Source organism: Kineococcus sp. AC630 (genome assembly GCF_979255925.1).
In genome coordinates this window covers 1-10,266 of the sequence record NZ_CEEDMJ010000047.1, presented here as the reverse complement: position 1 = coordinate 10,266, position 10,266 = coordinate 1, and the positions used below count along the sequence as shown (strand labels likewise).

General features: G+C 73.1%; 10 protein-coding genes, 4 tRNA genes and 1 other RNA gene. 8 read left to right on the top strand and 7 right to left on the bottom strand.

Translation table 11 applies throughout. The annotated features are described in order from the left end of the window. Positions 1 to 406 precede the first annotated feature (406 nt). The gene (locus tag AC0I8G_RS25670; protein WP_471732472.1) at positions 407 to 2,437 is read right to left on the bottom strand and encodes a penicillin-binding transpeptidase domain-containing protein; all 2,031 of its coding nucleotides are present in this window, start codon (positions 2,435 to 2,437) and stop codon (positions 407 to 409) included. A 56-nt stretch (positions 2,438 to 2,493) separates the two neighbouring features. Between AC0I8G_RS25670 and AC0I8G_RS25665 the strand changes: the two genes are divergently transcribed. The 3 genes from AC0I8G_RS25665 (at position 2,494) to AC0I8G_RS25655 (ending at position 3,914) form a co-directional block, all read left to right on the top strand. Further along, positions 2,494 to 2,584 (top strand) — tRNA-Ser (locus tag AC0I8G_RS25665). Positions 2,585 to 2,753: 169 nt separating this feature from the next. After that, a tRNA-Arg gene (locus AC0I8G_RS25660) sits at positions 2,754 to 2,826 on the top strand. 560 nt (positions 2,827 to 3,386) lie between these two features. Further along, a complete protein-coding gene (locus AC0I8G_RS25655) occupies positions 3,387 to 3,914 on the top strand; it encodes an Lsr2 family DNA-binding protein (RefSeq protein WP_471732471.1) in 528 nt (175 codons plus the stop codon). A gap of 106 nt (positions 3,915 to 4,020) precedes the next feature. Here AC0I8G_RS25655 and AC0I8G_RS25650 read toward each other — a convergent pair whose 3' ends face one another. The 3 genes from AC0I8G_RS25650 to upp all read right to left on the bottom strand — a co-directional run bounded on the left by AC0I8G_RS25650 (position 4,021) and on the right by upp (position 5,749). Further along, a complete protein-coding gene (locus AC0I8G_RS25650; protein ID WP_471732470.1) occupies positions 4,021 to 4,641 on the bottom strand; it encodes a PH domain-containing protein in 621 nt (206 codons plus the stop codon). 158 nt (positions 4,642 to 4,799) lie between these two features. After that, a complete protein-coding gene (locus AC0I8G_RS25645; protein WP_471732469.1) occupies positions 4,800 to 5,021 on the bottom strand; it encodes a hypothetical protein in 222 nt (73 codons plus the stop codon). Between the two features lie 92 nt (positions 5,022 to 5,113). Further along, entirely contained in the window at positions 5,114 to 5,749 is a 636-nt protein-coding gene (upp, locus tag AC0I8G_RS25640) for a uracil phosphoribosyltransferase (protein WP_328294431.1), read from the bottom strand. A gap of 77 nt (positions 5,750 to 5,826) precedes the next feature. On the opposite strand from upp, the gene AC0I8G_RS25635 reads away from it, so the two are divergent. The 3 genes from AC0I8G_RS25635 to AC0I8G_RS25625 all read left to right on the top strand — a co-directional run bounded on the left by AC0I8G_RS25635 (position 5,827) and on the right by AC0I8G_RS25625 (position 6,989). Beyond that, on the top strand, positions 5,827 to 6,387 hold the full coding sequence (locus AC0I8G_RS25635; protein WP_471732468.1) for a tRNA adenosine deaminase-associated protein: 561 nt from the start codon (positions 5,827 to 5,829) through the stop codon (positions 6,385 to 6,387). Next, complete coding sequence (locus AC0I8G_RS25630; protein ID WP_471732473.1) at positions 6,384 to 6,857, top strand: nucleoside deaminase; 474 nt, start codon at positions 6,384 to 6,386, stop codon at positions 6,855 to 6,857. Before AC0I8G_RS25635 ends, AC0I8G_RS25630 begins: the two co-directional genes overlap by 4 nt. Positions 6,858 to 6,902: 45 nt before the next feature. Further along, positions 6,903 to 6,989: transfer RNA gene (locus AC0I8G_RS25625), tRNA-Ser, on the top strand. A gap of 53 nt (positions 6,990 to 7,042) precedes the next feature. Here AC0I8G_RS25625 and AC0I8G_RS25620 read toward each other — a convergent pair. The 3 genes from AC0I8G_RS25620 to AC0I8G_RS25610 all read right to left on the bottom strand — a co-directional run bounded on the left by AC0I8G_RS25620 (position 7,043) and on the right by AC0I8G_RS25610 (position 8,231). Beyond that, positions 7,043 to 7,669, bottom strand: coding sequence for a LytR C-terminal domain-containing protein (locus AC0I8G_RS25620; RefSeq protein ID WP_471732467.1), 627 nt, complete (start codon positions 7,667 to 7,669; stop codon positions 7,043 to 7,045). Between the two features lie 44 nt (positions 7,670 to 7,713). Then, on the bottom strand, positions 7,714 to 8,013 hold the full coding sequence (locus AC0I8G_RS25615; protein WP_328294428.1) for a type II toxin-antitoxin system VapB family antitoxin: 300 nt from the start codon (positions 8,011 to 8,013) through the stop codon (positions 7,714 to 7,716). 133 nt (positions 8,014 to 8,146) lie between these two features. Continuing rightward, a tRNA-Ser gene (locus tag AC0I8G_RS25610) sits at positions 8,147 to 8,231 on the bottom strand. Positions 8,232 to 8,328: 97 nt separating this feature from the next. On the opposite strand from AC0I8G_RS25610, the gene ffs reads away from it, so the two are divergent. Then, positions 8,329 to 8,425: signal recognition particle sRNA small type (ffs, locus tag AC0I8G_RS25605), an RNA gene on the top strand. Between the two features lie 53 nt (positions 8,426 to 8,478). Next, a partial coding sequence (locus AC0I8G_RS25600; protein ID WP_471732466.1) for a DNA polymerase III subunit gamma and tau occupies positions 8,479 to 10,266 on the top strand: 1,788 nt, incomplete at its 3' end.

Below are 10,266 nucleotides of genomic sequence, written 5' to 3'. Positions count from 1 at the left end.
GGCCGGGGACGGGCACGGGCTGCTCCTCACGGTGGTCGGGGGACCACCGTGCGGGCGCCGGGCAGCGACCCGGCGCCGCGGGAACGCGGGCTGTGGACGGAGGGGCTCTGCCGGGGCCTGTGGAGACCGCGGTGACGTCACGCGGTGCCGGTGGACCGGCCGGGAGATGACCCGGGAGATGAGGAGACGGCCCCCGCTGGGGGGGAGCGGGGGCCGTCCACGGTCCGGCTCGGGGGGGATGAGCCGGGCCGCACGTAGCCCACAGGGCGTACTGCAGCATCCTCACCCCATCCGGGGGCCCTTGGCAATTCCTTCGGAGGGTTTGGAGGGAGATTTCGTGGCGAACCCGGTCCGGGGCGTCCCGGGTCCTCACCGGACCTGCACAGGAAGGCTCTCCCGCGACCCGTCACAGGCCCCCGGCGGCGTCGAGGCGGCGCAGGAAGTCGGCCGCGATCGGTGCCGCCACGACCCCTCCGCTGGACCCGTCGGTGACGAACACCGCGAAGGCCAGCTGTCCCTGGAAACCGATGGTCCAGGCGTGGGTCGCGGGTGGTCGGGCCGTTCCGTACTCCGCGGTCCCCGTCTTGGCGTGCACCGGTTCGCCGGGGACCCCCGCCAGGACGGTCGCCGTCCCGGCGGTCACGACGTCGCGCATGAGATCGGCGACGCTGACCAGCAGGGCCGGGTCGGCCGCGGTGGCGGGCGCGGACGGGGCGGCGGGGGCAGGGTCGAGGACGACGGTGGGAACGCGCAGCTGACCGGCCGCCACGGACGCTGCGGCCACCGCCATGGCCAGCGGGCTGACCAGCGTCCGGCCCTGCCCGAAGCTCGCGGCGGCCAGGTCCACGGCGGAGTTCGCGGTCGGCACGGAACCGGCGAACGCGTCGACCCCGGCCGACCACGGCGCCCCCACCCCGAGTTCGGCGGCCGCCGTGGGCAGCGAGTCGTCGGCCAGTCGGGGGCTGAGGCTCGCGAAGGCGGTGTTGCAGGACTTGGCGAAGTCGGCGCGGAAGGGGACGTCGCCGAACGCCTCGTCCTCGAAGTTGGAGAACGTGCGGCCCTCGACCGTGTACGTCGGGGTGCAGGGCACGTTCTCCTCGACGTCCAACCCGTCGCCGAGCAGGGCCAGCGTCGTCACCACCTTGAACGTCGAACCCGGCGGGAACCGCCCGGTCAGCGCCCGGTCACCGCCGTCGACGGGGAAGTTCGAGGCGGCGACGACGTCACCGGTCGCGACGTCGACGGCGACGAGGGCTGCGTCGGCCGGGCTGGCCGCCAACGCGGCGTCGGAGGCCAGCTGGACGGTGGTCACCAGGCTCGTCCGCACCGGCTGCCCGGGCAGGGGTTCCACCCGCACGAGCTGGCTGGAGCGGGCGTCGGTCCCGCCCTCGGCGCGCACGGTGATCCCGGCCCGCCCCGCGAGGCGTTCGTCGTAGGTGGCCTGCAACCCCGACAACCCGGCAAGGTCGCCGGCCGCGTAGCGACCCCCGGCGGCGGCGATGGTGTCCGCGGTCGCCTGCCCGACGCTCCCCAGCAACGCCCGCGCGAACCCGCGCGACGGTGCCAGCGGCAGCGTCGACTCCGCGAACACCGTGCCGGGCAACGGCTGCAGGACGGACTTCTGGGCGTCGTAGTCGCTGCGGCGCAACGTGATCACGTCGACGAACGCATCAGGGGCAGCCTGCTGGATGCGGGTCGTCAGAGCCGCCGCGTCGACTCCGAGGGCCGCGGCCAGGGCCGCCGCCGTGGCCGCCGGGTCGCTCGTCCGCGAGGGTTGCACCCCGACCCGGACGACCGGGGTCTCGGTCACCACGGGCGAACCGTCGCGGGCCAGGACGTCGGCGCGCGGGGGCAGTTCCCGGTCCACCGCGAACGTGGCCCCGGACGCGAGTTCCGGGTGCACCAGCGCGGGTTCCCAGACTCCGCGCCACCTCGCCGCGTCTCCCTCACCGCTGCGGGTCAGGCGCAGGGTGGTCGAGTAGGCCAGCACGCTGCCCGCGGCCGCGCCGTGGCCGGCCGCGAGGTCGAACGACACGGCCAGCGTCGCCGTCGCGCTGCCCTGCTCCGCGCGGCCGGTGTCGACCCCGGTCACCGTCACCGTCGGCGGGGGGCTCGCGAGGGTGCCGGTGAGTCGGGCGTACTCGGCGCCCAGGTCGGCGGGCGGCGTCGCACCGGCCGCGGCGACGAGGTCGAGCTCACCGAAGCGTCCCTGCGTCCACCCCGTCGCGACGGCCCGGGCGGCGTCCTCCGCCCCGGCCGCGGGGTCGGTTCGGGACCGCGACCACCACCAGGCACCGGCACCACCGGCGAGGAGGACGGCACCGGCGGCCGAACCGGCCACCACCGTTCGGCGCCGCGGACGTCCGCGCAGGTCAGCGGGTGGGCCGTCCCCGGGGGGTGGGGTGGACCGGCGGGGCTCCTCGGCGTTGTCGCTCATCGACACCGATGCTCGCACGCTACCCAGGCGGTGCTCCTGCTAACCTTCAGTGCGTTGGAGGTGTCGCCTAGTCCGGTCTATGGCGCCCGCCTGCTAAGCGGGTTGGGGGCTACAACCCCCTCGCGGGTTCAAATCCCGCCACCTCCGCCGGAGCGAAGGCCCCGGTCGCCACGAGCGACCGGGGCCTTCGCCGTCCCACCCGGCGCAGCGGGGGCGCCCCGCGGCGGCGCTCGGAAGCGCTGCACCGCAGTCGATTGGTGACGAGGGCGGAAGCCCGCTACAGTAGTCCAGGACAGCGCGCCACGGCGGGCTGCCGGCGCCCGTAGCTCAACGGATAGAGCATCTGACTACGGATCAGAAGGTTAGGGGTTCGAATCCCTTCGGGCGCACACCTCAGCTCCACCCAGGGCCCCCTCCGCGGGGCCCTTCTCCATGTCCGGGCTCTTCCGCCCTCCTCCCGGCCACGGGTCCGCCCTCCGTCCGGGACCGGCCGGGCCACCGGAGGACGCTGCCACTGCTCCCCCTCCCCGCCCGGCGCGACGTTCCCCGACTCCCCCGGGGCCGCGTCCCCGCGACCTTTCCCGGACCTCCGGGTTCCCGGTGACACCCCCGCTCCCTCCCGGATCCGGGGACCCGGAGTTCGCCCGCGGCATTGTCGGCCGGGTTCCGGCGGGAGTTCCGAGGCGCGTTCACTCCGGGTTCGGACGGGTGGATACCGGCGGCGTCACAACACCCCGGAGAACCCCGGGAACTCCCTCTCCCGGGCCGGGAGGTTCGATCCCACACCCATCACGAGGAGCTCACGGACAACACCGCGGAGGTGAACCCCGACAACTCCCCCGTGAACCCGGGGAACTCCGTGAGAATTCGTCCTTCGATGCGCGAACTACCGCAGAACTGTGGTTTCATTGCTTCAGCATTGATCAACTACTTCCCCCAGGAGCTCAGCATGGCAAGTCACGACGTTGCACTGAAGGTGGCCACCGAACTGCCCGTCGGTGCCGTCGACCTCGAGATCCCCGTCAAGCGGAACGGTCGCAAGATCGGCACCTTCACGGTGAACGCGAACGGTGTCTCGTGGAACCCGGCGACGGCCAAGGCCGCCACCAACGTGGCGTGGGAAGACCTTCCCGCCGCGCTGGCCGGCACCCCGGCTGCTGCTCCGGCCGCTGCTGCTGCTCCGGCCAAGAAGGCCGCCCCGGCGAAGAAGACCACCGCCAAGAAGGCCGCTCCGGCGAAGAAGGCCGCCCCGGCTCCGGTCGAGGAAACCCCCGCGCCCGTCGCCGAGACCCCGGCGCCCGCCGCCGCGACCCCGGCCAAGAAGTCTGCCAAGAAGGCGGCGAAGAAGTCCGCTCCTTCCACGGCTGCCGTCGACGCCCGCGCCGTGCGCGAGTGGGCTGCCACGCAGGGGATCGCCGTCGCCCCGCGCGGCCCGATCTCCTCGACGATCATCGACCAGTTCCGCGCCGCTCAGTGAGCTGACGCACCGGCACGAACGACAGGGGGCGGGGTCTTCGGACCCCGCCCCCTGTCGCGTCTCCGGGGCCGGCTGGACGGACCCGCGGGAACGAGCCGGGGAACGGTCAGCGGAACCTGGCCGGCCACGCCCGGCGCGCCATCCGCCAAACCGCCCCCACGGGTCGCGGCGCGTCCGCCGCGCCGACCTCACCGAACAACTGCTCGCAGATGCGCACGTACACCTGGTCGGGCATCGGCAGGCGGTCGACGTCGCTCAGGGCCTGGTCCTGGCCGGCGGATTCCATGACGAGCTCGCCGTAGCCCAGGAGCCGGCCCAGGATCGTCCGGTTGTAGCTCATGTCCGTCACCTTCGACAGCGGCATCATCGCCACCCGGCGCTTGATGACCCCGTAGGTCAGCAACAGCCGTTTGTCGGTCGCGATGAACCAGTCGCCGCGCCACTGCAGGTACCTCCAGTAGGCCCGGCCCAGCACCACGACCCAGGCCAGGAACAGCAGGTTCGGCAGGTGAGGGACGTCCTCGACCCGCGGGACCAGCCACAGGACGGCCAGCAGGGCGAGCACGCAGGTGAGCACGGGTTCCGCCAGCACCACCAGGTGCCGCCGCAGGCACACCAGACGCTTCTCGGTGCCGAGGACGTAGCGGCGCACCGAACGGGGTGGCCTTTCCCACAGCGGGTCCGGTCCGGGCTCCTCGTCGAGCGGCGGGAGCGGGTCCTGCTCCACCGCGGAATCCGCGGAATCGTCCGGCGAATCGTCGTCCTCCACCTCGAGGACCTCCCAGGTGCCGTCCTGACCGGTTTTCCGCAGTCGGGTGCCGGAAAGCATCACCAGTTCCCGGGCCTCGTCGCGAGGCTCCGGGTTCTGGCCTCGTCCCGAGCGGTTCAGCTGAGCAACCCGTCGAAGAAGTTCAGGATGCTGGTCACGACGGTCTTCAGCGCTTCGCCGACGGAACGGACGAAGTCCGCCGCCTGGTCAGGCGCCTTGTAGACCGCATAGAGGGCGAACACCACCACTACCCACCACAGAACTCGACGCCACTTCACCGGGTCGGCTCCTTCCCGCGTTCCCCCGAACGCCTGATTTCGATCACGGATCGTGTACACGAATGTGCTGAACGGGGGACATCCTGCCGGAAAGCCGGGCGCAGCACGAAGCCCCGCGCCGCGACGTCCACGACACGGGGCTCCGGGGGTTCTCAGACGACGCCGTAGAGGCGGTCGCCGGCGTCCCCCAGCCCGGGGACGATGTAGCCGTTCGCGTCGAGGCGCTCGTCGACGGCGGCCGTGACGATGCTCACCTGGGCGTGGTCGTCGAACGCGGTCCGCACCACCTCGATCCCCTCCGGGGCGGCGAGCAGGCACAACGCGGTCACGTCCCGGGCACCGCGTTCCAGCAGGAAGTTGATGGCCGCCACGAGCGTTCCGCCGGTCGCGAGCATCGGGTCGAGCACGAACACCTGCCGACCCGAGAGGTCGTCGGGCAGCCGGTTCGCGTACGTCGTGGCCTGCAGGGTGGTCTCGTCGCGGATCATCCCCAGGAACCCGACCTCGGCGGTGGGCAGCAACCGGACCATCCCGTCGAGCATGCCGAGCCCGGCCCGCAGGATCGGGACGACGATCGGCTTCGGGGAGCGGAGCCGGACACCGGTCGTCGTGGTGACCGGGGTGGTGATGGGGTGCGGTTCGACGGCGACGTCCCGCGTCGCCTCGTAGGCCAGCAGGGTGACCAGTTCGTCGGCGAGGCGACGGAACGTCGGGGAATCGGTCCGCTCGTCACGCAGAGCGGTGAGTTTGTGGGCCACCAGCGGGTGGTCGATGACGGACAGGCGCATGACGTCGAAAGTAAGGGGTCGGAGCCACGACGTGGGACCGCTGGTCGCTGCGGCCCCTCTCCTGCCACGATGGTGGCGTGGCGTACTTCACCGCAGTGCTCTCTCCCGAAGGCTCCGGCGACGACCGAGACTGGCGCTCCGTCGACATCGACCTGGAAGCCGGATCCCCCGACGAGCTCGGCGACGTCCTGCGCGGCGCCGTCGACGACGACGACGCGTCCGTGCTCGCCGTCCTCGAACGCGAGGACGAGTGGTTCGCGCTCGTCCGCACCGACGGAGGGGTCGACACGAAGGTGTTCGTCTCCGACGCCGTCGCGGCCGCCGACAGCTCCTTCGCCCCGCTCTTCGCCGAACTCCCACCGGCGACCCGGGCCGTCCTCGGCGACGACGCGTCAGCCGACGGTGACGACGACGGTGACGCCGACGGCGAGGAGGAGGACGACGAACCCACCGCCACCCGGTCCGAACCCGTGGTGGCGGAGGACGTCTGGGCCGGCGACCCCGAACTGCTGGCCGACCTCGGCCTCCCCGCGGAGGTCCTCGTCCGCATCGCCGCCTCCGGGGCCGACCCCTCGGGAGCCACCGTCGAGATCGGTGAGCTCCTCGGTTTCGCCGACGTCCTGGAATCGCTGCGCTGAACGGGCTCGCCGTCCCCCCCGACTGGACGCGCTGGATGGGCCTGGCCCTCGAGCAGGCCCGGGCCTGCCTGGAGACCGGGGACGTCCCGGTCGGGGCGGTCGTCGTCGACGCGGCGGGGACCGTCCTCGGCGTGGGACGCAACGAGCGGGAAGCCGTCGGTGACCCCACCGCGCACGCGGAGGTCCTCGCGCTGCGCGCGGCGGCCCGCACCCGCGGGGAGTGGCGGCTGTCCGGCTGCACCCTCGTCGTCACGCTGGAACCGTGCGTGATGTGCGCGGGGGCGACCGTGCTGGCCCGGGTCGACCGGCTGGTCCTCGGGGCCTGGGACGCCCGGTTCGGCGCCGCCGGGTCCCTGCGCGACGTCGTGCGCGACCGCCGGCTCAACCACGTCGTGGAGGTCGCGGGCGGTGTCCGCGGCGAGGAGTGCGGGGCTCTGCTCGACGGGTTCTTCGCCGCCCGGCGGAGCTGAGCGAGGCACCGCCGGAGCCGTGTAAGGTTGGTGACGCAGGATCAAGGTGATGTGTCCGAGCGGCCTAAGGAGCACGCCTCGAAAGCGTGTGAAGGGGTAACTCTTCCGTGGGTTCAAATCCCACCGTCACCGCAGCACGTCGAAGGGCCCGGAACCACTGGTTCCGGGCCCTTCGTCGTCTCCGCTCAGCAGGCGGCGGCCGGGTCCACCGGGAGCGCCGGAGCGACCACCACGTCCTCGGCCAGGAGGTTCTGGTACCCGTCTCCCAGGGCCACCGTGATGACGGTCGCGGCCGGGTCCGGCACGAGCTTCGCCTCGGGGAATCGGGCCCCCACCGTGACGGCCTGCGCCAGTGACGTCGCCGGGTAGGTCACCGCGGCCGTCACCGGGCCGGTCGCCGTCGGCGCGTTGCCGACGTTCACCACGACGAAACCGCGGGTGCGCAGCTCCCCCGCCACCGTGCCCGCCAGACCGCGGCGCGACGTGCCGTTCAGGACGTCGACGCTCACCTCGGCGGGGGGCAGCAGGGCCGGGGCCGAGGCCGGCACGCAGGTCGGGCTCGGGGCGGCGCTCGTGGGCGTCGCCGACGAGCCGGGTTGCCAGTGGTCGGTGTAGATCAGCGCGGCCGCGCCACCGGCGCCCAGCACCACCAGGACCACCACCGCGAAGACGGCGCGCTGGCGAACCCGCCGGGCCCGTCGCCGTCCGCTGAGGCGCCGGTAGGACTCCTCGTCGAGGTCGTCCTCGACCTCGGGGAGCACCCCCTCGTCCTGCGTCGCCCGGTCCTGCTCGTCCTCGTAGCGTCGTGCCACCGTTCCCCCTCGATCGCCCCGCACTCCCCCGAGCCGGGTGGTTCCTAGTCCGGCAGCGTCAGGACCCGTGCGTGCAGCACCTGCCGCTGGTGCAGGGCCGCTCGCACCGCCCGGTGCAACCCGTCCTCCAGGTACAGCCGCCCCCGCCAGGACACCACGTGGGCGAACAGGTCGCCGAAGAACGTCGAATCCTCCGCCAGCAGCGCGTCGAGGTCGAGCGTGCGCTTCGTCGTCGTCAGCTCCTCCAACCGCACCTGGCGCGGCGGGACCTTCGACCACTGGCTCGTCGTCTCGTAGCCGTGGTCGGGGTACGGGCGGCCGTCGCCCACGGCGTGGAAGATCACGGTGGTGGAGTCTAGGGGTGCGGGAGCGTCCATCCCCGGGAACCGCTCGGGATCGGTGCGTCCCCGCCGGAGGGCGCTGCGCCGGGAACGACGAAGGCCCGCCCCCGGATGTCCGGGAACGGGCCTCGTGCGGCGGAGGATAGGGGATTTGAACCCCTGAGGGCGTTAACCCAACACGCTTTCCAAGCGTGCGCCATAGGCCACTAGGCGAATCCTCCAGTGCCACCAGCGTAGCCGACGGTGACCCGTGCTTCCGACCGGGGCGGGCGGCGGAGGGCGGTTGGACCCCGTCGCGATCGTCTCGTACAGTGATCTGCAGACCCCTCGTGCGGCGTCATCCCGCTGAACCCCCCCAGGGCCGGAAGGCAGCAAGGGTAGGTGGGCCCTGGCGGGTGTGCGGGGGGTCCCTCATCTCCTCCGCCGGACCGGTCCCCCGTGTCCGGACCGCGGGTTAGCCTCGTCCCCGTGACGACCGCGCTGTACCGCCGCTACCGGCCCGAGACGTTCGAGCAGGTCATCGGCCAGGAGCACGTCACCGCTCCGCTGATGCAGGCGTTGAGCAAGGGCCGGATCACGCACGCGTACCTCTTCTCGGGGCCGCGGGGGTGCGGCAAGACGACGAGCGCGCGGATCCTGGCGCGCTGCCTGAACTGCGCGCAGGGCCCGACGGCGACCCCCTGCGGCACCTGCGACTCCTGCCAGGACCTCGCCAACGGCGGGCCGGGCAGCATCGACGTCGTCGAGATCGACGCGGCCAGCCACAACGGGGTCGACGACGCCCGCGACCTGCGCGAACGGGTCTCCTTCGCCCCCGCCCGGGACCGGTTCAAGGTCTACATCCTCGACGAGGCCCACATGGTCACGGCGGCGGGCTTCAACGCGTTGCTGAAGACCGTCGAGGAACCCCCGCCGCACGTGAAGTTCATCTTCGCGACGACGGAGCCGGACAAGGTCCTCACGACCATCCGCTCGCGCACCCACCACTACCCCTTCCGCCTCGTCCCCCCGGGCCGGTTGACGCCCTACCTGGGGGAACTCGCCGAGCGCGAGGGCGTCCAGATCGGCAAGGGCGTGCTGCCGCTCGTCGTCCGCGCGGGCGGCGGATCCGTGCGCGACACCCTCTCGGTGCTCGACCAGCTCATCGCCGGGGCCGGGGACGACGGCGTCACCTACGACATCGCGGTGAGCCTGCTCGGCTACACCCACGCCTCCTTGCTCGACGACGTCGTCGAGGCCATCGCCGCCGGCGACGGCGCGACGGTGTTCCGCGCCGTCGAGAAGGTCGTCGACACCGGCCAGGAACCCCGTCGCTTCGCCGACGACCTGCTGCAACGGCTGCGGGACCTGGTGATCGTCGCGGCCGTGGGTGATTCCGCGGCCGACGCGCTCGCCGTGCCCGAGGACGCCCTGGAGCGGTTGAAGGCGCAGGCCTCCCACCTCGGACGGGCCGAGCTCTCCCGCGCGGCCGACGTCGTCGCCGCCGGGCTGGAACAGATGACGGGGGCCACCTCGCCCCGCCTGCAGCTGGAACTCCTGTGCGCGCGGCTGCTGCTGCCGGGGGTCGACGCCGACGGCGGGATCGGCTCGCGGATGGACCGGATGGAACGCCGGTTCAGCGCCGGGGTCCCGGTGGCGACCGCCCCGGCCCCCCGGGTCGAACCCGACCCCGTGCGCGCCCCCGAACCGGTCCGCGCGGAACCCGCTCGCGCACCCGAGCCCGCCCGCCCCGAACCCGTCGCCGCCCCGGTGGAACCGGCGCCCGAACGCCCTGCCGCTCAGGAGCGGCCGTCCGCGGACGCGTGGCCCGCCGCCCGGACCCCCGGCGAGGCGCCGGCCCGCATCGAGGTCCCGACCCCGGAACCCGCCGGTGCTGAGGCTCCCGCTGCCGCCCCGAGCGGTGGCAGCGAGGTCGAGACGGTCCGGCGGTTGTGGACCGACGTCCTCGACAAGCTGAAGTCGATGAAGCGGGTCACCTGGGCGCTGGTCTCGGAGAGCGCCCGGGTCGAGGACCACCGCAACGGCGTCCTCGTCCTGCAGTTCAAGACGCCCGGCCTGGCCCAGACCTTCAGCAGCGGCAACCACGCGGGGTTCGTGGCCGAGGCCCTCATCCAGGTGACGGGCATCGAGGCCCGGGTGCAGGCCGCCGGGGCCACCGGTGGCAGTGGCGAGTCCGGTGGCGGTCGCGGTCAGGCCCGCCCGGCCCGCGGCGGCTGGTCGACGCCGAACCGTCAGCAGCAGGCCCCCGCCCAGCCC